Origin of the sequence: Lysinibacillus sphaericus (assembly GCF_006864135.1) — a bacterium.
In the GTDB taxonomy this organism is placed as follows: domain Bacteria; phylum Bacillota; class Bacilli; order Bacillales_A; family Planococcaceae; genus Lysinibacillus.
Genome location: NZ_SADV01000029.1, coordinates 26,317 through 48,362, shown reverse-complemented (window position 1 = coordinate 48,362; position 22,046 = coordinate 26,317). Strand labels below are relative to the sequence as shown.

Sequence of the window (22,046 nt, the reverse complement as noted above, 5' to 3'; positions counted from 1 at the left end):
GCACGAAGCGAAGCGTAGGAGGAGGCTCGGCGCTCGCCCGCGGAAAGCGAGCGGAATGCTTCGGAAAACAACAGTAGAGTCACAGTGCCAAATGAAAAAAGCGAGCTATTCAACGATTTAATCGTTGAATAGCTCGCAATGTGAAAAGATATAGACTTTTTCAGTGCCCTCAAACAAGGTTCGGGGACTTTTTATACTTAACTTTGTATTACTTATGACGCGATCCTTATGAGAAATCAACCTACCTTAAGTGAAGCATTTTACACTAAGATTAGTTAATGGGCTTTATTGAACTAGATTTGAAGAATAATTTCTTTAATTGATTCGTTTTTGCTTTAAAATACGAAAATAAAAAGCATCCAATAATAACTATCAATCCCCCAATTCCTTGCGTCCAAGAGATGCTCTCTCCTAAAAATAAAAACGCTAGAAGTGCAGTGAAAATGGGATTGAAATTAAGAAAAACACCTGATGTGGTAGCCCCTAACTTTTGAATACCAATGCCCCAAAGTACCATACAAACGACAGTGGAGATAAACCCCGTATATAAAAGTGATAGTATAAAAGAATGATCAACATTAGAAATGGTAAAATCCCTAAGGTTAAACGGCAATAGGATTAGAAGTCCAAATATTCCTGAATACAATGTTGCCATTAGTGGCGAGGTCGTTTTCATTGCCCATTTATTACACACAGAATAAATTCCCCAGACACATACAGCTGCAAGCATCCATAAATCACCCAAATTAAAATGAAAAGACAATAATAGGTTGAAATTTCCCTTTGAGAGGACGAGTAGAACACCGAACAGTGACAGTAGCATTGCAATTGCTTGAAGTACATTAAACTTTTCCTTTAGGAAAACAGTTGAAAAAATCGCAATTGAAATTGTATTTAATGTAGAAATGAAGCCAACATTCGTCGACGTAGTTTTTTCTAAGGCTAAAAATTGAAAGATATTGAACAATACCACACCTGTTACACCCATTAACAATAAAGGGAGGAGGGCATCTCGTGGGGGAAGTAATCTTTTTTCTTTCCACCATACCATTGGAAGAAGCACAGCGACGGCAATAAGCCATCTTAAGCTCGTCAATGTTAACGGAGAGGCATGATCAACAAGAGATTTGGCAACTACAAAATTGCCTCCCCAAAGTAAACTAGTTAAAAGCATTAATAAAACATAGACATTCTTCAATCACGATCTCTCCTTTGATTTCGGTATGTATAATTGAGATTTTAGATAAAAGAATAATAACATTTTTATCTTTTTAACTGTATAATATTTTGTATGATGAATGAAAAACAAAATAATAATAAGAAAAACTGGATTTTTCGAAATAAAATTAAAAAAAGTTGCCGAATGTAGCTGGGATTTCGAATATAAAAAAGGGAGAAAAATGCATGAAAGATGTTGAAGGAAAATTATTAGATAGTGTTGATACTCAAATACTGGATATTTTACAGAGAGATGTTCAGATAAGTAATGTAGAGATAGCGAGACGGGTGAATTTGTCCCCGCCAGCAACCCATACGAGAATAAAACGTTTAGAAAGTGAAGGATTTATTGACAAACAAGTTGCCATTTTAAATCAAGAGAAACTGGGATTCGATTTACTGTGCTACGTATTCATGAGTACAAATATTCATCAAGCTAAGGAATTAGAAGCTTTGGAAAATGCCTTAAAAACAATGACAGAAATATTAGAATGCCATTGTTTAACTGGTGAGTATGATTATCTTTTAAAGGTTGTTATTAAGGATCGAAAAGAATTAGATCGCTTTATAAGAAAATTAAATAGACTGGGCATATCCCGCATTCAAACGAACTTATCTTTACGAGAAATTAAATATTCCACAGTCTTACCGATATCAGAAGTTGAACAGTAGAAGTTCTATGGATTTTAAGCAGTGGTTTAGATCAAAAAATCAAGCAATATAGGGGGCATTATGAAAACATTTATATATATGGTACGACACGGTGATTCACCAAAAGACGGAAATGAGAGAACGAGAGAATTAACTGAAAAAGGTAGATTAGACGCTAAAAGAATAACTGATATTCTACAAAAAGAGGGCATTGATACTGTTATCTCAAGTCCGTATAGTCGTTCAATCTTAACTGTTCAGAAAGTAGCTGAACAAATAGAAAAAGAGGTAATTGTGTTTGAAGATCTTAAAGAGCAAATTTTTAGTGCTGAGGATAAGCGGATCTCAGACAAGGAATTATTCCCTTTATTAGAAAAGTCGTTTTCTGACCCAATCTATGCTTTAGAGGGAGGCGAGTCAAATACTGCCTGCCAGCAACGTGCTATTAAAGTTTTAAAAGAATTATTAAAGACATATCAAGGACAGAAAGTAGTAATCGGCACACATGGGGCTGTTATGACTTTAATGATGGGGTTCTATGATAGTAGATACGATCTGAACTTTTTACTACATACAACAAAGCCAGACATATACAGAATGGAATTCGATGGGCAAGAATTGGTCGATGTAAAAAGACTGTGGAAGGTTTAAGAAAGGGCACTGACAAACTTATGAATCGCTAAAATATTGACCATATATAGTCAAAAGGTGTTGGTGTAGTGAGGGAATAGATAAATAAACGAAACAGCTTAAGCGAAGAACCGAAATTGTCGTATATTACGAAGAAAAACAACGGATAAAGCGGCTGAGCCTCTTAAAGCAAGGATCAAAGATTACGGGTAATTTAAACAGGGTAACGGGAAATTTGGAAAAAAAGTAAAACAAAGACACGCTTCGAAAATTTCCGATGTTGGACAAGTGAATAGTTAAAAAGAAAATGTTCAGCAAGGAAGATATAATCTTGCTGAACATTTCTTTAAATATATTGAATAATACTTTTACTAATCCAAGCAGCAAAGATAAGCCAGATAATAATAAAAAGTATCCCAACTAACCAATTCTTTGGTTTTTTAGATAGTTTTAACTTTTCTGCGGCTTCTTTATTGTCCTCTACTATATATGGTGGAATTAGTTTTAAAGCGAAGATAATTCCTAAAGGTACTATTATTAAATCATCAAGATACCCTAGAACAGGAATGAAATCTGGAATTAAATCTATAGGGCTAAAAGCATAAGCAACTACGAGCATTGCCACAAGCTTGGCATACCAAGGTGATCTGGGATCTTTATAGGACAAATAAAGTATAAATAAATTTTGTTGTAGTTTTTTAGCTAAGGCTTTTAATTTTGATATTGAACTATTGTTCATTGATGATCGTCCCTTTTTTACTATGAAGTATAAGTTATCTTAGTAAAAAGGGAAATAAAAATTAATGAACATATGGGAAGAAGTTCAAGGTGGAGCCTTCATTATTTTTAAGATTTTTCTATAAATTCCCAATGTCAGTCAATATCAAAGTTCTGATCAATATATAACAAGTTAATTTTATTAATTAATGAAATCTTGAGGTACACATTCACGAACACCAGAATTTCTCAATGAGTTAAATAAAGCTGCACCGATTCTTAATAAAACATTGTTATCTGTTCCATTTTCTAAATCATAAATTACGAAGTATGCATTATCAACTGTAAAAATACATTTTCGTTCTAATTTAAATCCAGGTGGTACAGTTGGAAGTTTAATAACTGGTCGAATCACAGGTGTATCCCCTTCATCTCTGATAAAATTGAATGTTTGTTGGTCAATCTCATAAATATTAACGGGATCAATCTCCACACCTTGATCTGGAATTGTAATTTCATCTTCAACTAATAAGAAAAAGCGTTCGTTTCGAAAATTGAAAAGACTTCTCGCTCCAATTTCAAATGATGCCATTTATATTCACCTCCTCTTCTATTCAATATTTTATTCATATCAAATACAGTTGTTTGGACAAAAAGGAAGGTAGAATGAAGAATAGTAATTATTTAATTTTCAATCTTATAATTAGCCATCCTGTTTTTAGACCGAAGTCTATCCGATAGGATGCTTATGAGTAAAGTAACTAAAAAAGGGCCACCAGGCTAAGGCGACCCTTAAATCGAAAATATTAATACTCTCTATTCAAAAAAGTAGCGCCGATAATAATTAGAAGTATAAATAGAACAACAATTAAGGCAAATGATGAACCCCTACCATATCCGCCACCATAGTAGCATCCACAATTTATACCACCAACGTTGCCGTAGTATCCCATATATATCCCTCCTTTCTACAATTTATTATATGTAAGCTGTAGAGACGGAGTGGGGTGTTAAACCATACAGCTATAGGCATTAAAAAATATTTTTTTGAGAGATAAGAAAATAAAAAAGGGTCACTTGGGATAGGAGTGACCCTCAGTAAAATCTTCGGAGGTGTAAGGCTAAATTAGCTTTACCTTACTATTATTATGATGTGATAGTTATGTTTGTATAGTGAATAGCCTGTGACATAGATATGAAAATAAAAAAACAGTATTACAAATACAAGCAAAAGATTGTAGAAGTGCAAAAAACGCATTACATACGTGATTGGGATTGCGATGTTGAAGATTTCCAGCAACTAACAGCACAGGTTAGTTAAACAAGGAGATTTATTGGTAATTGTAGAATAATTAAATATAATATTCTATACTTTCAAACTGTTACTAAATCTGATAGGAGTGACTACAATTGCGTATTGAAAATAACGAAATATATCCACATTGCTCATTTATCACTAGAACGGTGGAAGTTGGCGGCCTTTCTAAATCACAGCTTATTCAGAAATTGAAACAGTACTCTATCTTGATGAATGAGTATGGAGAGAAGTTGTTTACTGCTGATAAATTTACCACCTCTGATAAGAAGTATAGCCTTCAGACGGTTGAACTAACTGTTGGAGACCTTGGCTTTCCTGATGGAGCTAATACGGATCGAATCTTTAAAAGAGCTGAGGAACTTGGTTTAAAATTGTGTCCGCTTGAGCTAGGACCTTATCTAAGAATGGAGTATCTGGATCAAACTGAAGGTTATTCAGAGGATTTTTTACAGCAACACCAAGCTCCATCTGGCTCTATAACAATAGCATCCGAAAAACTAACTGAAGACGATAATTTTCCGAAAGGTTTTTATCTTAGACGAATTAACGGTGTTTTATGGCTTCGTGGATACCGTGCTGACCATCTACATATTTGGAACCCTAATGATCATTTTATCTTTTGTCAAAAAAACACGACAGAAGAAATGTGAATAAGGTAAATGCGTTGTGATTTGAGGAATTTATAATTCCATCATTTCTATTTCTGATATGGTTCAAAGGCTGACAATGATTGTCAGCCCCTTGCTAGAAAAATAATAAGTAATAGCTCATAAAATAAAAAGGATTAGATTGTACTGCAAGCCTTAGCTTTATAACGGGGAATATCCGAGCTTACTTAGAGCTAATGCCATTTGATAGTATCCCCTACTATTGGGATGAATGCCTCCTGATGACAGCAAAGCTTTTTCATTTCCCTTGAATACATTATAGATATCAGCTACTTTAACATTCAATTCCCGACTAAAACGGTTAATTAATGAATTAAACGCTCGAATGCCCTCATCTGCTATAGGAATATCGCTAAATGGATTGTATAAGTTCTGTAACCGTAAAATATATTTTTCTTGTTGGTTTAGATGATGAATTTTTTCTAATATTTTTGAGATGTTTTTCCCTGATTGCTTAATAGCATGAGATATATTTTCTTCGTTTTTATTTATGAGAAATTCTTTACCCGCGTTTATTAAATCATTCCCTCCAGCTGTTAGCGTGATAATATTTGCACATTTTACAGCTTCCCTCACAATCGGCGCATTAAGCATGGCTAAAACATCCTCAGTCGTTGCCCCTGACCTTGCATGTTTTTGATAAGAAATACGCTTTGTTAAACTTTGCTGGCTTAGATATCTGTAATATTCAACATATCCAGGGTCTAAAAACGGGACGCCGATACCTACAGTAAGGGAATCGCCTATTGCAAGATAACGTAAATGATTGAAATCCATATTTCACCTCAACTTATTAGTTATGTTCTTATAATATTCAGTAAAAGATGAATGTGGAAACGATGCCTAGACACAGTAAGAAATAAGCGGGATCAAACAGTAAAATGCAATTGAATCGATAAAAGTTGAGGAAAAGCCACGAAAAGAGTATGGAAATCACCTCAAAATAATCCTGTGAGGTTGCAGAAGGGCACTCAGACCGCCGAGGTCACTTGAAAAACAATTCCCACTATTCGGCTGGATAGCAAACGATTAAAAGAAGGACAACAAACAAAGCCTAAAACTATTGATGACTACTTAACAAATGGCATTTACTAGGTGAAGTCATGCAAGCAACAAAGCTCGGATTAGAATTTGGTTTAATGGGTCACTGTTACTTATTACCGTTCAAAAATAACAAAAAGTGGATGACAGTAGTTTAATTCAACATTGGTTGCAAAGGGATGATTGATCTTGCGAGACGTAGTGGTCATATCCTGTCTATTAATGCTCATGTAGTATACGAGAAAGACAAGTTTGGGTAGGAATTAGGGTTAGATCCTAAATTAAAACACAAGCTTTGCTAGACGATACCCTAGAAATTTTAGACTTATAATTTTTTGTAAAGTAATAATATCTTGAAAATAGTAAGTGCGATGCCCAGAAGAAGGATTCTTTTCGGGTTGTAATAAACCAATTTCATCATAGTAATGCAAAGTAGGTATTGGCATTCCTGTCTTTTCTGAAAATTCACCAATAGAAAACTTGCTATCCTTATTCATCAAAATTCCTCCTATCAAAAGTATAGCTTTATCATATAACCTAAAGTAACTTGAGGTTCAAGGGGAAATTTTATAAAATTCTTGAATAATTGTTGTAAAAGTACAAACGGTGCATATGTTACATACGTTTACTTCGTGCATTAAGTAAACAAATGAGAGATAATTGGAGGTAGGAGGTGATGTAAATATTTCCCTAACTTGGTATTCGTCATATCTTTATAGTAGGGAGAGACAGACTGACGACCGACCTGCGCTTGGTAGACTAGTTTGGAGCGTGACAAACTCGGCCGGTTCATATTTATGTGACTTAATTAGTATAAGAGTCTAAAAGTCTAAAAGTGATATGTAACTAGTATCTATTAAACATAATAATTCTTGGGGTGAAAAAAATGGCAGTATTAAATACAGTAAACGAAGCATTAAAATTCTTTAACGAACAATTTCCAGAAGGTTCTTCTTATAGAGGAACTGAAGAAGCCCAAATTGCACAGGGGCGAGTTTTCGCAGGGCGAGCAGTTCCGGGGGTTGGTTTACAACGCATGGGATGGCAAATTCAATTCTTGACAACGCTTTACGACAAAATTGGTCCAAATCATTCAGATTCTTCCCGAGTGTTGAGTGCAATCGTTCATAACTTAAATATCTTCTATACAACACCTATTCATACTAAAACGGAGGCCACAATTGAAATTCCGAGTGGTAGTACAGCTTGGGAAGCTGGGGTTGTTGAAATTGATCCAGGTTATCCAATTATGTTAGTAGCATTATCTATGCTTCGTAAATCAACTCATGCGTATAATAATTTAGGTGTAAATGGTTCAGGAGATTCACAAGCGTACTTGAATACAGCACTTACTCGACACTATCAAAAAATATTATATCACTGCCAAAATTCAGGTCACGGTAAAACTCTTATGACTGATCCGGGATCATTTGGTACAACAAGTCCAACTGTTCGTTCATTCACAACAGCTGATGGATCAACTTTTAAAGTGGCTAATGGCGTTGTTAATACTACATATATGATGTTAGGGTCTTTAGCTTACTACCATGACGTTGTTCTTGGCCATTCTCAAACGGAAGTTGAAAATGATCCTCTTTATACAAATATTTTTAACGCTGGAGTTAACTTGATTAACGCTTTTGGTAACGCTGTTGATTCGGATTCTGTTTCGATTGCAATTGGTGGTGGTGCTAAAGGTACTACTTGGGCACAATTGCGAGCACCGTATGTTTCATCAGGATATGATTCATATGTAGGTGCATCTCTTGTTTGGTTAGGTCATGGTATTGTTCCAACAAATAATATTTATGCACTTACAGAATCGACTCTAGTTACTGCTTCTATAAAGCTAAGTAATTATTACAAAAATTATGTGTTTGCTAACAGATCAAATGCTTTGATGGCTATGATCCCATTAACTAATGGCTCACCAGCTACTTTATCTGGGTCTACTTTCACGGCTGCAAAAACATTCTTTGGGACTCAAACGCCAACTAGTGACGAGGTTTTAAACCTTACAGGGCTAATTAATGATCATCCGTATTCAACAGGATATTTATATACATTCGCTAATAACGGAGATTCAGATTTTATTAACAAAGTCGATAAAGCGGTACGAGAATCTGGCGAAGGTTTATGGAGAAGTACAGTTGAAATGGGGACAACTTCTTCAATCGTTGCTTATGGTCGACGAGGTGAAGCGGCTGGACATCGTACATTATCTGGTTTAGCCGGACTTCTTCAACGTGGTATCCCAACAGTGACAAACGGGCAGTAATATCTAATTAAGTACATTACTTAGTCTGAAATACGGAAAAACATTCAGTCATGTTCATTTGAGCGTGACTGTTCTTTTGCTCTGAAAAGTGAGTGTCGAGCAGTTTCAATAAGTATAAATGCAGTTTTATAAAATGGATAACCTGTTAAAACCACTCATTTAAAAATAAAAATGAGTGGTTTTAAGATTAGCTATTTTTTGATATCGCACCTGCTCGATGCTTTTATATTTTTATGTTGAATAATGGTACCCCAATTAAAAGATTTTATATGAGTTTATATGGCATATAGTTAAAAATAATATAAATTCTTTTTTATGAATCACCTCTATTAATCAAGTCATTTTTTTACTTCACTAAAATCATTAAATCAAAAATACCGCCAAATTAATAACGTCTATTTTACTTTCGCGCGGAGAGTAACTGTTGCAAAGGTATTAGGTGATGATCTAAATATAAAGAAATTCACCAAGGCTGGGTCATCATGAGAATTAGAACGATTGGTGCTGATGATACGGAGAGAGGTTGGAAAGTTGCAGCGAAGAGCAAGGCTAATCAATCAACAGGACCACATAGCTTTTCTCGAATGTCGTGGATGTCCGAAATGGAAAGTTAATGATCCAACCAAGAAATGCAGGAAATACAAGACTTATAGGCAACTACGGAACAGTGAGGAGGAGCTTGAGCAGATTAGTCGTTTGCGTAGGGGGCAAAGTGGAAATTTGAAAGAAAATGTTCAGTAAAAATAAAAAGTGGCTAACTGCATGTGGGTAAGAATCCGAAAAGCGACTGAGCAAAGCTATTGGTATACAGACCAAATAGGAGTAGAATTTCAAGTAATAGAAATTCACAACGATCGTTCAGAAGGAATCTGGACAGTAAATGACAGGGGAATACAATAAATGTATAGCCAAGAGAGAGTGTGAGCCAGCAACGTAAATTAGAAAGATATTGTGCAATCATATAAAAAAGCATTGCAACAAAGCAATGCTAAGTTCGAGGAATTCTTGACAACTTTACTACATTAAAAACAAAACCTATTAATCCGCAAATAAAGAAAATATATGCTACTAGAATTGACATAGCTTCTAAGTTGTTAGTAAAAATTCTATATCCTCCTAAAGTAAATAATGCCAAATCAAAAACCGAGCTAAGTAATGTTTTATTCTTTACAGACAAAAAAACACCTCCAAATAATGGTATGGTTTATAGTTTGTGGTTATAGGTTAACATAGATTAAGTTTTTAGTTAACCTATTCTATTTTTTTATTGGAGAGTGTCGCAAAAACAAAGAACCTTAATGAAATATGAGAATTAAACGAAAATAGAGCGATTATAATATCGCTCTAAAAAATTCAAAAAATCCCATGTCCATCGGAATAGCCCAAATAAAGAATCCAAGTAGGGCAATAGGAACAAGTAATAAATTATAAATCTTAATAGGTAATATTTTTCCGAGTAAGGTTTTATAAATCGCTACACAAACCACCATTATAGCAGGTAGTAATAATATAGGCGGAATAAAACAAAGCAGTCTTCCGATAAAGTATATACCTGGAAATATGTCCAAAAACATATCCGTTAAATCACCTCGTTATGTAATTTATGTAAATTGTAACATAAAAAAAGCCGCAGCGTTTGCAGGCGCTACAGCTAAGAATTGGTTTGTTTAGAGGAGTGTGGAATGATGAAAGAACAACTAATTAAACAATGCAACGTAACCAATTTTTAAATATGATGTACATTGCTAAAGACGGTAATGTGTCAAAAAGACGTATAAAAATCATTAAGATTGTTGGTGATTCATTTCAAGCTTACTGTTTCAGTAAACAGGCAAAACATACATTTATGATTGAAAGTGTGTTGGCAGTTGTTCCAGTCTTCCACAAGGAGCGCGAGGTCATATGATAAATGCGGAGCAAAGAAAACTTCTTCATAAATTTGTCGTTTATGATATGGCTGTACAATCATTAAAGCGTGATTAAAAAGCGATTGAAACATTAAAAATGAGCAAAATAAATTTGCCAATCCTTGATAATTTATTAAAAGCAGTCATTAACGATTATTACAACTTAAAGCGCTTGTTGGCAAAAGACAAAATTAAAGTAGTAAAGTGGGAAAAGAATAGTGAATACTGAGTGATTTGACCGTTGCCACAGCTGGCGAAGACTTAGTGTTGACGTATGCAAATTGAGCACTGAAAACACAGGTAGAAAAGTTATTGATTAGTCACCAATAAAAAAAGCCACTCATTTGAGTGACCTTTATGTGCCTCCACGATATTTAGAGTGGATAGTATTACTTATTTTAAATTATCAACCGCGTATTTAGCTTCTTCTGGAGTAAATTTTTCTCCGTGTTCTGAAATTAATTGATCATAAATAGCAGAATCTGACATACTCATCATTTCTGCGTATGATTTTGCTTTTTTCAATGCGTTTTCTTTCCAATCAAATACAAGGTTATCTATAGCATATTTAGCTGCTTCTACAGGGAAATTCTCTCCATGCTCAGAAGTCAACTGGTCATAAATCCCTGCTTTTGACATTTGCATAGTTTTTGCATATTGCTCGGCTTTCTTTAAAGCCGATTTATATTCTCTAGGAACACTTTCCTCTTTAGCCTTAGCTTCGTCTTTAACTTTAGTTTTTTCATCAGCATTAGTTTTTTCAGCCTCAGCAGATACAGGTTTTTGCTCATCTTTGTTAGAGGCATCATTTGACGAATCTGTGCCGCATCCAGCTAAACCTAGACTTAATACTAACGCTGCGCTAAAAATTAGTTTTTTCTTCATTTGTAAAGTAGTCTCCTTTGTATATGTTGTTAGTTCTATTAAATTATATCAATATTGGAATGTATTGTCAGTATTGATTTTGGTACATAAAGATTAGAATTTACAAATACTAAAGCATGGACATCGAGACTATACACATTAAAGTTACTAATTACTTCGGATAAAAGTTAAAACTAATTGTGACTTTAAATCACTCATTTAAGAAATAGAAAATGAGTGATTTTTTTATAATTTGATATTAATAAAATTGCACCTTCTCAATGCTTTTGTATTTTTTGATTAAAATAACGGTACCCCAGAAAGTACCCCAATAAAAGATTTTATACGAGTTTATATGGAATAAAAATAAATATAAAATAAATTTGTTTTTAAGTAATCAACACACTTGTTCGAGCCATTAATTTTCATCTCACAAAATCAAAAATGCAAAAACCCTACTAAATCAATACTTTTACGTTATAATGTAGGACGAGGTGAAGAAAATGTTTGTTAGTGAAAAACAAGTTGAAATTCGATATGCTGAGACCGACCAAATGGGCGTGGTGTATCATGCGAACTACATCATTTGGATGGAGATAGGCCGTTCTCAGTTAGTAAATGATGCAGGCTTTGAGTATGCTAAGTTAGAAAAAGACGGTTATGTATCGCCAGTGATGGATTTATCCATTTCTTATAAGGCTGCTATGCATTATGGCCAAGTGGCAACGGTCCGTACATGGGTGGAAAAGCACGATCGTTTACGTACAACATATGGCTATGAAATTTTACATGAAGATGGCACGATTGCAGCTACTGCTCAGTCCGTACATATTCTAGCTCAAAAAGATACGTTACGTCCGGTATCCTTAAGTAAAATTGATCCGGCATGGGATGCGAAATACAAAGAAATCGCATGCGAGACGAAATAGGAGAATCATATATGGAACTTTTATTGGCAATCGGTGCAATTATGTCTTGTCTTGGTGTCGTGTTAGGCGCTTTTGGAGCGCATGCACTAAAAGATAAATTTGCGTCACCACACTATGCAGCCATTTGGGAGACTGCGGTGCAATACCATATGTATCATGCATTAGGCTTACTAGGGCTTGGGATTTTATCGAGTGAAGCCCTTTTAGGCGCTTCAAGTATGCTTTCTTGGGCAGGCTATTTAATGTTGGCAGGTATTGTGTTTTTCTCAGGCAGTTTGTATGTATTAGCTGTTACAGGTGTGAAAAAGCTTGGTGCGATTACCCCAATCGGTGGTTTGTTATTTATCGTTGCCTGGGTGCTTGTGGCTATTTCCGCATTATCTTAAGAAACGCTAAGATTCACTAAAAAAACGATATAGTATTTACAATACGATAGAGGTAGTTCCTTTGGAGCTATCTCTTTTTATAGAGAAGTTTAAAAAAAATGAAACAAATTATCCGTTTTATGCGTACTACATAATGATTAGATTATTTATCTATCGGCGAATGTCACTGATTTGGCAAGGAGTTCATTTTAGATGTTAGCCTAAAATCATCGCGTTCATGAGATAATGGCTAACTGAGCTGCACCGGAAAAAACGCCACATACCTGTGGCAATATCGAAATGACTGGCATCGTGTCGGTCCCCATGCAGGTCTAAGCACAAAGCCGAATCCGGACGCAATTAAGCCGAGTCATAATTGATATGATAAAATAAGTCTTAAGTATATAAGTTGAAGGTGGGAATAAATATGGGTTTATTAAAAGCAGGAGTTGGCGCATTAGCAGGTGTTTTAGAAGATCAATGGCGTGAATATTTCTATTGTGAGTCACTGTCAGCGGATGTGCTTGTGGAAAAGGGGCATAAACGTACTTCTAAAAGAGGGTCAAATAAAGGCAATGACAACATTATTAGTAATGGCTCTATTATTGCTATCAATGAAGGGCAATGTATGATGATTGTCGAGCAAGGGAAAGTAGTAGAGTTCTCTGCGGAGTCTGGTGAGTATGTTTATGATACATCCACAGAGCCGTCGATAATGTATGGCAATGATTTGTCCGAAGGTATAAAGGAAACATTCAAGCAGATTGGTAAACGCTTCACATTTGGCGGGGAACCTGCAAAGGATCAGCGTGTGTATTATTTTAATAAAAAAGAAATCGTAGGTAATAAATATGGGACACCTGCACCGATTCCTTTCCGTGTGATCGACCGTAATATCGGCCTAGATATTGATATTGCTATTCGTTGCCATGGCGAATATTCATATAAAATTGTCGATCCATTATTATTCTATACAAATGTATGTGGAAACGTTGAACGAGAATTTACAAGAGATGCAATCGATAGCCAATTAAAAACGGAATTGATGACTGCGTTACAGCCGGCCTTCGCACATATTTCAGCAAGCGGGGTACGCTATAGTGAAATTCCTGCACATACGGTTGCTCTAGCAGATGCCCTAAATAAAGTGTTATCAGAGAAGTGGCTAGCAACACGTGGTTTAGCAGTTGTATCATTTGGCGTTAGTTCATTAAAAGCATCTGAAGAAGATGAAGCAATGATTAAACAACTACAACGAAATGCAGTAATGCGTGATCCAGGTATGGCTGCAGCTCATTTAACAGGTGCACAGGCGGAAGCAATGATTGCAGCAGCTAATAATGATGGCGGAGCAATGGCAGGATTTATGGGCATGAACATGGCGACACAAGCGGGCGGTGTTAATGCAGGACAGCTTTACCAAATGAATGAACAAAATAAACAGGCAGCTCAACAAGGACAAACAGCGACGAACTCAGCTACATGGAAATGTGCATGTGGTAGTGAAAACACGGGTAAATTCTGTTCAAATTGTGGATCACCAAAACCAGCAGAAGAAGGATGGACTTGTACATGTGGTGCTGTCAACAAAGGCAAATTCTGTAGCGAATGTGGTGCTAAAAAACCTTCAGGAGCATTACAATACGTTTGCGATAAATGTGGTTGGCAACCTGAGGATCCTGCAAACCCACCAAAATTCTGTCCAGAGTGTGGTGATGTGTTTGATGAGAATGATGTTAAGTAAGGAGATGACTAATGATGCCAACGCAAGATGCTGAAAATGCTAAACAAGTAAAGCTTGATTTTGACGCTGAGTGTCCATCATGTAGTGCATCCATTGAATTCAACCCAGCAACTGGAAAGCTAACATGTCCTTATTGTGGCTATGAGACTGAAATTGCAGCCCCAGAGAAGCAAGAGGAAAAAGTTGCCCAGGAAATGGATTTTGCAATGGCTGAAGAACGTGGGAATTTTAACTGGGGTGTTGAGAAAAAGACAGTCATTTGCAAATCCTGTGCGGCAGAAACGATTTATGATGCATTACAGGTAGCTGATAGTTGCCCATACTGTGGCTCTAATCAGGTTATGGAGGCTAGTGCTGAAAATACACTAGCCCCGAACGGGGTATGCGCATTTGAAATAACAGATAAGCAAGCGGGAGAGAACTTCCAAAGTTGGATTAAGGGAAAATGGTTTACACCGAGAGCAGCAAAAGAGAGTGCAAAGCCTGATTCATTTAAAGGGGTATATCTTCCTTATTGGACTTTTGATACGAAAACAAGCTCAAGGTATTCTGCAAGGTACGGTAGACATCGCACAGTTACAGATAAAGATGGAAATACTCGAACTGAAACTGATTGGTATTCTACAAGTGGTTTTTATCAGGAATTTATAGATGATCATTTAATCAGTGCGACAACACGTTATGATCGTAATATGATGAGAAAAATAGAACCCTTTAATTTACTCAATAATAAAGCCTATAAACCAGAATATGTATCAGGATTTTTATCAGAGCGCTACAGTATTGGTTTACAAGATGGGTGGAGTCAGGCGAAGAGGGAAATTTCTGATCATCTAAATGCACAAATTACGTCAAAAATACGTTGGGAACATAATGCGGATGTAGTATCCAATTTACATTTCTCAACGACTCATGATGATATTACATACAAATATCTAATGTTGCCGATTTGGCTTTCTTCATTCCGTTACAAAGAGAAAATTTATCGATTTATGGTAAATGGACAAACAGGTCGAGTAGGTGGGGATGCCCCAATTTCACCACTTCGTGTAACAATTGCTGTTATCTTATCTTTAATTGCAATTGCTATTATTTGGTATTTTTTTATGTCAGAATAGTCATGAGCAGTATTCCTGTAGGATATAATCCATACTTTGGAATACTGCTTTTTATTGGTGTGGGTGAACGGCTGAATAATTTTAGGATAAAGGATGAAAACCTTTAATGATCATAGCTCTCATATTGAATTGTTGCATAAGTTATAAGATAAAGGTATTCTGTGCGATTTTTTTAAACAGCGATACAGGAAAAATTTTGTGAATGATATTGAGTGACGCTAAATAACAATAAGCTTACTCCAGCAACCTATTAGGCGAGAAAGTCGTTATTAGTGATGAATTGTCAGAAAAAAATAAATCCGTTAGGTGGAAGTTTGTTAAATTTCCGGACAGATTTTTTCCATAAAATAACGCCATGTGAAGTTGCCAATTTACTTTAAACAAATTATTATACAGTCAGAGAGCTTTTTTTCATGTAATAAGCTGTGAATGCAATGTTATTCTTGGATAACATCATGTATGGAGGTTTCGACAATGGATGCAATTGAGGTTTTAACAAATTTAGATCAAATACATGGGTATTTTCAACCTATTTTTAGCGCGGATGCGCATACGGTGATTGCCTACGAAATTTCCGGACAGTTACAAATCGAGGGTCAACAAATTAATTTAAAAGATTTTGTGAATAATGAAGATATTCCAGAAGAGTATCGTATTGACATGGAACATAAAATTCTACATGCTGCATTAGCCAAAGTAGAAGAAATCGGACAGGATATTGATATTTATATTCCTAGTAACCCGAACTTACTGATGCAGGATTTTGGTGAAAGTCATTTTAATATTATTCAACAATATATAAGTGAAGATGATTTACATCGTATTGTATTAGTTGTTTCTGAGCATCGTTTTTTAGGTGATATTCATAAGCTGCACCATGCAGTACGTTACTTTACGACTTTTGGTGTCAAAATTGCCGTTCAGGAAGTGGGAGCGGAGAGTCATTTAGAGCACATTGCTCTATTATCACCACAAATTTTAAAGGTCGATATTCAAGACTTAAATTATGATTCTTGGTCTGCACAGTCTGATATGATATCAGCAATAGGTAGTCTCGCTTATAAAATTGGCGCAAATCTTTTATTTGAAGGAATCGAAACTGTGTATCAATTGCAGTTTGCTTGGAAGAACGGGGGCCGATTTTATCAGGGGCGATACTTGGCAAACCCTGCCATAACATTCGTAGAGAAGGATATTTTAAAGGAACGTTTTAAGGAAGAGTGCCAGCAGTTTATTACCTCTGAAAAGAAAATTCTAGAGGCACAATATTTCGAGTTGAAAAAGCTGAGAGAGGAGCTAGAAGCGATTGTCCATCGTGTCAAACCTTCTAGTGACAACATCACACTTTTAGAGCATTTAGCGCAGCTATTGGATAGTTATTCGTTCCGAGTATATATTTGTAATGAAGATGGCTTCCAACTTTCTCCAAACGTAATGCGTATAGATGGACAGTGGGAATTGCAGCCTAGAGCAATCAATAAAAACTGGAGTTGGCGCCCGTACTTCCTACAAACAATCATTAAAATGCGCAACGATCAAAGTGGAGAAATCTCAGAGCTTTATCGAGATATCGAGACAGGGGAAATTACTAGAACATTTTCGATTGCTATTAACGAGCATGAGTATTTATTCGTCGATCTTTCATATGATTACCTATATGAACACAACATATTTAGATAGTCTGACAAATGCCTATATATTAAGGTTTATGGGGTACAAGAATAACTTGTACCCCATTTTTGTGTAAAAAAATCTCAAATTGTTATTTTACAATTTCTACATTGGATGGTTCTCTATGCTGGATATGACTTGAAATCCAGCCGATGATGAACGCGAGTAAAAGATAAATGAGTAATATACATCCTTGGGTGATTAAGTTTGACCATCCACCGAGTGAAACAACTTCCTGGAAGCTTTTTAATGAATGCGCCATCGGTAAAAACCCTCCAATCCTAGCTAACATTGGATTTTCAAGTTCACCTGGGAAAGTTCCACCACAGGTTGCTAATTGAAATACTAAGAGTGTGACGGCTAGTAATTTACCGAGATTCCCAAAGAGTATTATAAGCATCAGGATGAAGGTCATGAAAGTTAAAGATACGATAATACTTGATAGGATGAATAACGGTACACTTGCCACTGTTAATTTAAATCCTAAAAGTACTACGAGGTCCACAATAAGTGTCTGAATTAATCCCACTACATAAACTAATCCAAGTTTATTGATAAAGTGAACAGTACCAGTTACTTTTAGAAGTTCTCTACGTCCTAGCGGCAGGATATTGGCTGCCATAATACCTCCTACAAATAAAGCAAGAGATAAGAAGTAAGGAGCGATGCCAGCTCCATAGTTCGGAACATTAGATAATTCGGATTCTACTAATTCAATTGGTTGTGCAAACATCGTTGAGGTAGAATCGTTGTTTTGAAGATTAGATGTTTTTTCCGCTGCATCATTTAGTTTTGTCGCTAACTCATTTGAGCCAGTTACTAGAGAAGAAAGCCCGTCATGTAGATCCGCTAATCCGCTTGATTCATGACTGATTCCATTAGCGAGAGTTGTGATTCCAGTGTTAAGTGTAGTATAGCCTGTCACCCATTTTGTAAATCCGCTTGCGATTTCAGTCGTACCCTCTTGTAATCGTTTTGCTCCTTCGGTAGCCTGAGTTATTTTATTCCCAAACGTTTCCATGCCAGTTTGAAGTGAGGTTTGTCCAGTAGCAATTTTTTTGGCAGCTACATCAACCTGTTCTTGGCCAGCTTTTAAAGTAGTTTCTGCCTCGGATAATGCCTCTGATAAAGCCATAATTTGTTGGAATTTTTGGTCCTGTTTCGCTTCGGGATGGTCTTTTACATATTGGGTTAATTGTTCCTCCAAATTCCTAGCTGTACTAGCTGCTTTTTCTTGTCCTTGAACTAACTTTGTATTTCCAATTGACCAGTTAGTAATACCTTGGCTTACTTGACCCATTCCCGATTGTAGGGAGCGTTCGCCTTCCGTAAGTTGTTGTAATCCATTGTGCAAGGAATTAGAACCAGTTGTGAGTGCAGTTACACCATTAGATAAGCTTTTTTGTCCAGCTGAAAGTTCCGTGCTACCTGTCTTAAGCTTTTGTGCACCTTCATTTAAACTTTGAATACCATCTGTTAATTTGCTGCTTCCATTTTGTGCGTCAACTAATCCATTATAAAGCTTTTGTGCCCCAGTTCCTGCCCCCGTGAAGCCAGTTGAAACATCCTGGAATTTAGTTAGAATTGTTTCCGAGTAGAACTTTGTAACGTTAGCATTGATTTTTGTTTTCATTTTTTCAATGGCCGTTGTAGTAATTTGTGATGCTACATAGTTTTTCCCTGGATTGACTTCATATAAAAGCTTAGCTGGTTTTGGTGTTTTATCCATTACCGTTGTTATGTTTTTAGAAAAATCCTTTGGAATCTTGATGATCATATAATAGTCGCCTGCTTCAAGCCCTTTTTTGGCCGTCTTGGCAGAGACAAATTGAAAATTTAATTCTTTACCTTTCTTCAATTGAGCAACAAAATCATCACCGATGTGAATGGATTCATTATCGATATTAGCACCTTCATCGAGATTAACGACTGCTACGGGAAGCTTATCTAAATGTCCATATGGATCCCAATAGCCTGCTAAAAAAAATCCTGCGTAAATTAAAGGAACAAGAGTAAGGAAGATTAAAGCAATTCTTCCGTGCTTATGTTTCCAAATGGCGACTAAGTCTTGTAATACTAATTGTAATCCTTTCATCAAATATCCTACCTTTCTTTTCTTAAAGGATTATTTCATAATAATCTAATATGTTGATGTTGTATAATACATTAAAAGTTATGTATTATAGATTTGAATCTATGTTAAAAGGGGAATCTACTTGGAACTTTTGCAATTAAAGTACTTTCAAACAGTTGCTCGGCTGGAACATATGACGAAGGCAGCAGAACAACTTCAAATTGCCCAGCCATCGCTTAGTAAAACGATTTCTCGTTTAGAGGAAGATTTAGGAGTGGAATTGTTTGATCGGGAACATCGGAAAATTAGTCTAAATGCAGCTGGGAAGGTTTTTTTAAATCGTGTAGACCGGGCTTTTGCAGAATTGAATGAGGGTCAAAGAGAACTTAATCATTTTATTAACCAAGATCAAAAGAGTATTATATTAGCCGTTACGATTCCAAAAGTGTTACCTGCATTATTAGGTTCATTTTTATCGGAATATCCTGATGTCCGTTTTCAACAGTTTCTAAAGTCTATTTCTTCTATGAAAAAAATGCTATTGGAAGGGGAACTGGATTATTGTATTTCTTCAGTTCCGATTGAAGGAGAAGGCATAAGATGGGAACCACTCATTACGGAAGAAATATTTTTAATCGTGCCACCTAATCATAAGTTAGCAGGGAAGGAAAGTGTGCGGCTTGAAGAGGTGAAGGATGAAGCGTTTATTAGCATGAATACAGGATATGGCTTCCGAAACCTAACAGACCAGTATTGTCGGGAAGCGGGGTTTGTCCAAAATATCGCTTTTGAAGGTGACGAACCCACTGTTATTTCAGACTTAGTTAGGCAAGGATTAGGTGTTGCTTTCGTTTCTGAATTATCATGGGTACCAAAATCAGGGGAGTTTCCGCATAAACTTCGAATAGTTGAACCAGCTTGTCAACGCACTATTGGATTAGCATGGTCCGAAAAGCGCTACTTTACGCCAATTGCTAAGCAGTTTCGCTTATTTGTTTTAGAATACTTTTCATCAATTTCTAAAATTGATTAAGTAACTTTCTTTATGGTCGTTTTGCCAGTTGGACGTTTCCATTTTCAATTGTTTCCCCAGACTTTGTAGTAATTTTTCTTCTTCAACTAATGGGTCGTTAATTAAATTGAGTTGCATAGTCATCTCTTTTTTTCTTTATTGTGTAGCTTTCGAATAAAGTTTGAATTAAAATACCTTGCAAACATATATTTTACGATAAACTAAAGCATCCATTTTTGAAAAAAGATTGTTCAAAATGGATGCTTTTCCTGTAGTTGAAAAGTTGGTTTTTATAAAAAAATTGATCTTTGCATTGTTCCATTAAAGCAGTCAATAAAACATGAAAACGACAAATGTTTTCCGAGTGATTTTTAGCAAATAATGTTTATACCAAAAGGTAGCGAATTAATCCCAATATGGCAAAATAAAATAAAGCTATGCCAGCTCCTATTCCGGTGATTGCACTGCTGGCAACGCCCAATTTTTTTGATCCCCATGGTGATATGATCGCAATTGCTATAATGAGTACCGCTAAAATATACAAACTGGGGTCTTTAAAGATTTTTACTAACCAGAAAAAGTGGACACCTACGACAAAAGCAACCCACGGAGCAACATAATCTTTTTTTTACTCCGGATTAACAAGAAAGCACCGAGACCCGCGATAAAAAATTCAGTGTAGAAAACAATTAGGTAGTTATTAAACGTGTCCTTTTCTGACAAAGTAGTAGCCGCATCCCAGTGCGTCACGCTTAAGTACACGCCAATCAGGCATACTAACAACGCAATTCCGGAAGCAACCCCGATATACTTGCGCCAATTTTCTCTGGGATTCTCCTGAGCCCACCCAAACCATGCAAAACTAAACATACCTAAAAACGCTGCGTACGTCACATAGTCCCTTATATATTCTGGCTCCATATCCACCCCCCTTTCTGTTTTATAATTATTATTGGGTATTCTTGCATATTACCTTGAAAAGGGGTAATTAAGGGGGAACAACGTATAACAAATATGTACGATGAAATTGACATGTTTTTATATTGATTTAGTTGAATTTATGAGATACAAACGGCGGATTTAGCAGTATATTTCAAAGACTGAACGTTAAGGACATGGTATACTTAATTTGGTAAATATTGAAAAATGAAAAAGCCTTGGATTTTAGGAGGTATAAATGGAATTGAAATTAAGTGTTGAAAACAACGTGAAAAATAATGATGTAAAAACACTGGTTAAAGGTCTTGTTTGGATTGTTCCAACTTGGTTATACATAAAATATTATTTAATTACTAATCCATTTGACTACTTAAAAATGAACATTAATGTTAAGAAAGGTTTCTTTTGGGGAATATTTCTTTCACTGTTAGTTGGCTTATATTTTGCTATTGAAACTTATATCATTAGGCAGCAATCATTTCAATTTTCATTATCTATTGATGATTACTTAAATGTCTTTCTAATGGCTGGGATTGCTGAAGAAATTGTTTTTAGGGGGTTTATTTTACAAGAGATAAATAAAAAAATGGCCTTTTGAAAGCAAATGTTATTACCGCTTTATTATTTTTAGTAATACACTTTCCAGTTTGGATTTACAATGATATATTCTTTCATTTTGGGACGCATGCATATGTTTTTATTTTAAGCTTACTCTTTGGATTCGTGTACAAAAAGACTGGTTCATTATGGTCGGTTATAATATTGCACGCACTTCATAACTTTTTCGTTACCATTATTTAATGGGGTGCTTTACTTGAAGATCATTGAATTGCATATGCAGCTCTTTTTTTCTTATTGAACTGGCTGGGCAGATTAGTGGAAGAGTTAGCTTGTTCCACTTA

Annotated in this window: 23 protein-coding genes and 2 pseudogenes; 16 read left to right on the top strand and 9 right to left on the bottom strand. The window is 35.7% G+C overall.

The features are described 5' to 3' along the window. Nucleotides 1–271: 271 nt before the first annotated feature. Nucleotides 272–1,198 (bottom strand): DMT family transporter, encoded by a 927-nt coding sequence (locus C7Y47_RS21745; protein ID WP_142510655.1) that lies wholly within the window; start codon nucleotides 1,196–1,198, stop codon nucleotides 272–274. A gap of 206 nt (nucleotides 1,199–1,404) precedes the next feature. On the opposite strand from C7Y47_RS21745, the gene C7Y47_RS21740 reads away from it, so the two are divergent. Together C7Y47_RS21740 and C7Y47_RS21735 are read left to right on the top strand one after the other, a co-directional pair. Then, on the top strand, nucleotides 1,405–1,890 hold the full coding sequence (locus C7Y47_RS21740; RefSeq protein WP_132360862.1) for an Lrp/AsnC family transcriptional regulator: 486 nt from the start codon (nucleotides 1,405–1,407) through the stop codon (nucleotides 1,888–1,890). A gap of 60 nt (nucleotides 1,891–1,950) precedes the next feature. After that, nucleotides 1,951–2,520: a histidine phosphatase family protein gene (locus C7Y47_RS21735; protein WP_142510654.1), complete on the top strand. Its 570-nt coding sequence runs from the start codon at nucleotides 1,951–1,953 to the stop codon at nucleotides 2,518–2,520. A 325-nt stretch (nucleotides 2,521–2,845) separates the two neighbouring features. Here the strand turns inward: C7Y47_RS21735 and C7Y47_RS21730 are convergent, their stop codons facing one another. The 3 genes from C7Y47_RS21730 to C7Y47_RS21720 all read right to left on the bottom strand — a co-directional run bounded on the left by C7Y47_RS21730 (nucleotide 2,846) and on the right by C7Y47_RS21720 (nucleotide 4,169). Next, complete coding sequence (locus C7Y47_RS21730) at nucleotides 2,846–3,238, bottom strand: YkvA family protein (protein WP_142510653.1); 393 nt, start codon at nucleotides 3,236–3,238, stop codon at nucleotides 2,846–2,848. 180 nt (nucleotides 3,239–3,418) lie between these two features. Beyond that, nucleotides 3,419–3,808 carry a spore coat protein gene (locus C7Y47_RS21725; protein WP_142510652.1) on the bottom strand — a complete coding sequence of 130 codons (390 nt, stop codon included), beginning with the start codon at nucleotides 3,806–3,808 and terminating at the stop codon, nucleotides 3,419–3,421. A 214-nt stretch (nucleotides 3,809–4,022) separates the two neighbouring features. Further along, nucleotides 4,023–4,169, bottom strand: a complete 147-nt coding sequence (locus C7Y47_RS21720) for a YjcZ family sporulation protein (RefSeq protein ID WP_142510651.1) — start codon at nucleotides 4,167–4,169, stop codon at nucleotides 4,023–4,025. Nucleotides 4,170–4,411: 242 nt separating this feature from the next. On the opposite strand from C7Y47_RS21720, the gene C7Y47_RS25910 reads away from it, so the two are divergent. Together C7Y47_RS25910 and C7Y47_RS21715 are read left to right on the top strand one after the other, a co-directional pair. Continuing rightward, nucleotides 4,412–4,537 (top strand): hypothetical protein, encoded by a 126-nt coding sequence (locus tag C7Y47_RS25910; RefSeq protein WP_255505297.1) that lies wholly within the window; start codon nucleotides 4,412–4,414, stop codon nucleotides 4,535–4,537. 89 nt (nucleotides 4,538–4,626) lie between these two features. Beyond that, on the top strand, nucleotides 4,627–5,184 hold the full coding sequence (locus C7Y47_RS21715; protein ID WP_142510650.1) for a helicase: 558 nt from the start codon (nucleotides 4,627–4,629) through the stop codon (nucleotides 5,182–5,184). Between the two features lie 159 nt (nucleotides 5,185–5,343). Here the strand turns inward: C7Y47_RS21715 and C7Y47_RS21710 are convergent, their stop codons facing one another. Then, nucleotides 5,344–5,979, bottom strand: coding sequence for a GDSL-type esterase/lipase family protein (locus C7Y47_RS21710; protein ID WP_142510649.1), 636 nt, complete (start codon nucleotides 5,977–5,979; stop codon nucleotides 5,344–5,346). Nucleotides 5,980–6,290: 311 nt separating this feature from the next. On the opposite strand from C7Y47_RS21710, the pseudogene C7Y47_RS21705 reads away from it, so the two are divergent. Next, nucleotides 6,291–6,500, top strand: a pseudogene (locus C7Y47_RS21705) (recombinase RecT); the annotation flags it as partial. Nucleotides 6,501–6,533: 33 nt separating this feature from the next. On the opposite strand, the pseudogene C7Y47_RS21700 reads toward C7Y47_RS21705, so the two are convergent. After that, nucleotides 6,534–6,740: pseudogene (locus C7Y47_RS21700) on the bottom strand (MerR family transcriptional regulator); the annotation flags it as partial. A 389-nt stretch (nucleotides 6,741–7,129) separates the two neighbouring features. On the opposite strand from C7Y47_RS21700, the gene C7Y47_RS21695 reads away from it, so the two are divergent. The 3 genes from C7Y47_RS21695 (at nucleotide 7,130) to C7Y47_RS25100 (ending at nucleotide 9,421) form a co-directional block, all read left to right on the top strand. Next, entirely contained in the window at nucleotides 7,130–8,521 is a 1,392-nt protein-coding gene (locus C7Y47_RS21695; RefSeq protein WP_142510648.1) for a hypothetical protein, read from the top strand. Nucleotides 8,522–9,003: 482 nt separating this feature from the next. Continuing rightward, complete coding sequence (locus C7Y47_RS25905; RefSeq protein WP_255505296.1) at nucleotides 9,004–9,135, top strand: hypothetical protein; 132 nt, start codon at nucleotides 9,004–9,006, stop codon at nucleotides 9,133–9,135. Between the two features lie 148 nt (nucleotides 9,136–9,283). Further along, nucleotides 9,284–9,421 carry a hypothetical protein gene (locus tag C7Y47_RS25100; RefSeq protein ID WP_185903563.1) on the top strand — a complete coding sequence of 46 codons (138 nt, stop codon included), beginning with the start codon at nucleotides 9,284–9,286 and terminating at the stop codon, nucleotides 9,419–9,421. A 1,400-nt stretch (nucleotides 9,422–10,821) separates the two neighbouring features. Here the strand turns inward: C7Y47_RS25100 and C7Y47_RS21670 are convergent. Then, nucleotides 10,822–11,313, bottom strand: coding sequence for an Ltp family lipoprotein (locus tag C7Y47_RS21670; protein WP_142510644.1), 492 nt, complete (start codon nucleotides 11,311–11,313; stop codon nucleotides 10,822–10,824). 482 nt (nucleotides 11,314–11,795) lie between these two features. On the opposite strand from C7Y47_RS21670, the gene C7Y47_RS21665 reads away from it, so the two are divergent. The 5 genes from C7Y47_RS21665 to C7Y47_RS21645 all read left to right on the top strand — a co-directional run bounded on the left by C7Y47_RS21665 (nucleotide 11,796) and on the right by C7Y47_RS21645 (nucleotide 17,128). After that, on the top strand, nucleotides 11,796–12,221 hold the full coding sequence (locus C7Y47_RS21665; protein WP_142510643.1) for an acyl-CoA thioesterase: 426 nt from the start codon (nucleotides 11,796–11,798) through the stop codon (nucleotides 12,219–12,221). A gap of 11 nt (nucleotides 12,222–12,232) precedes the next feature. Then, nucleotides 12,233–12,607: a DUF423 domain-containing protein gene (locus tag C7Y47_RS21660; RefSeq protein WP_142510642.1), complete on the top strand. Its 375-nt coding sequence runs from the start codon at nucleotides 12,233–12,235 to the stop codon at nucleotides 12,605–12,607. Between the two features lie 406 nt (nucleotides 12,608–13,013). Further along, the gene (locus C7Y47_RS21655; RefSeq protein ID WP_142510641.1) at nucleotides 13,014–14,330 is read left to right on the top strand and encodes an SPFH domain-containing protein; all 1,317 of its coding nucleotides are present in this window, start codon (nucleotides 13,014–13,016) and stop codon (nucleotides 14,328–14,330) included. A gap of 14 nt (nucleotides 14,331–14,344) precedes the next feature. Continuing rightward, nucleotides 14,345–15,448 (top strand): hypothetical protein, encoded by a 1,104-nt coding sequence (locus tag C7Y47_RS21650; RefSeq protein ID WP_132361118.1) that lies wholly within the window; start codon nucleotides 14,345–14,347, stop codon nucleotides 15,446–15,448. Nucleotides 15,449–15,922: 474 nt separating this feature from the next. Continuing rightward, nucleotides 15,923–17,128 carry an EAL domain-containing protein gene (locus C7Y47_RS21645; protein WP_142510640.1) on the top strand — a complete coding sequence of 402 codons (1,206 nt, stop codon included), beginning with the start codon at nucleotides 15,923–15,925 and terminating at the stop codon, nucleotides 17,126–17,128. An 82-nt stretch (nucleotides 17,129–17,210) separates the two neighbouring features. Here C7Y47_RS21645 and C7Y47_RS21640 read toward each other — a convergent pair whose 3' ends face one another. Beyond that, nucleotides 17,211–19,214: a YhgE/Pip family protein gene (locus C7Y47_RS21640; RefSeq protein ID WP_142510639.1), complete on the bottom strand. Its 2,004-nt coding sequence runs from the start codon at nucleotides 19,212–19,214 to the stop codon at nucleotides 17,211–17,213. A gap of 121 nt (nucleotides 19,215–19,335) precedes the next feature. On the opposite strand from C7Y47_RS21640, the gene C7Y47_RS21635 reads away from it, so the two are divergent. Then, entirely contained in the window at nucleotides 19,336–20,226 is an 891-nt protein-coding gene (locus C7Y47_RS21635) for a LysR family transcriptional regulator (RefSeq protein ID WP_142510638.1), read from the top strand. Between the two features lie 567 nt (nucleotides 20,227–20,793). Here the strand turns inward: C7Y47_RS21635 and C7Y47_RS25890 are convergent. Further along, nucleotides 20,794–21,126 (bottom strand): hypothetical protein, encoded by a 333-nt coding sequence (locus tag C7Y47_RS25890; RefSeq protein WP_255505294.1) that lies wholly within the window; start codon nucleotides 21,124–21,126, stop codon nucleotides 20,794–20,796. Nucleotides 21,127–21,382: 256 nt separating this feature from the next. On the opposite strand from C7Y47_RS25890, the gene C7Y47_RS21625 reads away from it, so the two are divergent. Together C7Y47_RS21625 and C7Y47_RS26190 are read left to right on the top strand one after the other, a co-directional pair. Then, nucleotides 21,383–21,742, top strand: coding sequence for a hypothetical protein (locus C7Y47_RS21625; RefSeq protein ID WP_142510637.1), 360 nt, complete (start codon nucleotides 21,383–21,385; stop codon nucleotides 21,740–21,742). Continuing rightward, nucleotides 21,739–21,945 carry a CPBP family intramembrane glutamic endopeptidase gene (locus C7Y47_RS26190; protein ID WP_142510636.1) on the top strand — a complete coding sequence of 69 codons (207 nt, stop codon included), beginning with the start codon at nucleotides 21,739–21,741 and terminating at the stop codon, nucleotides 21,943–21,945. Before C7Y47_RS21625 ends, C7Y47_RS26190 begins: the two co-directional genes overlap by 4 nt. The last annotated feature ends 101 nt before the right edge of the window (nucleotides 21,946–22,046 follow it).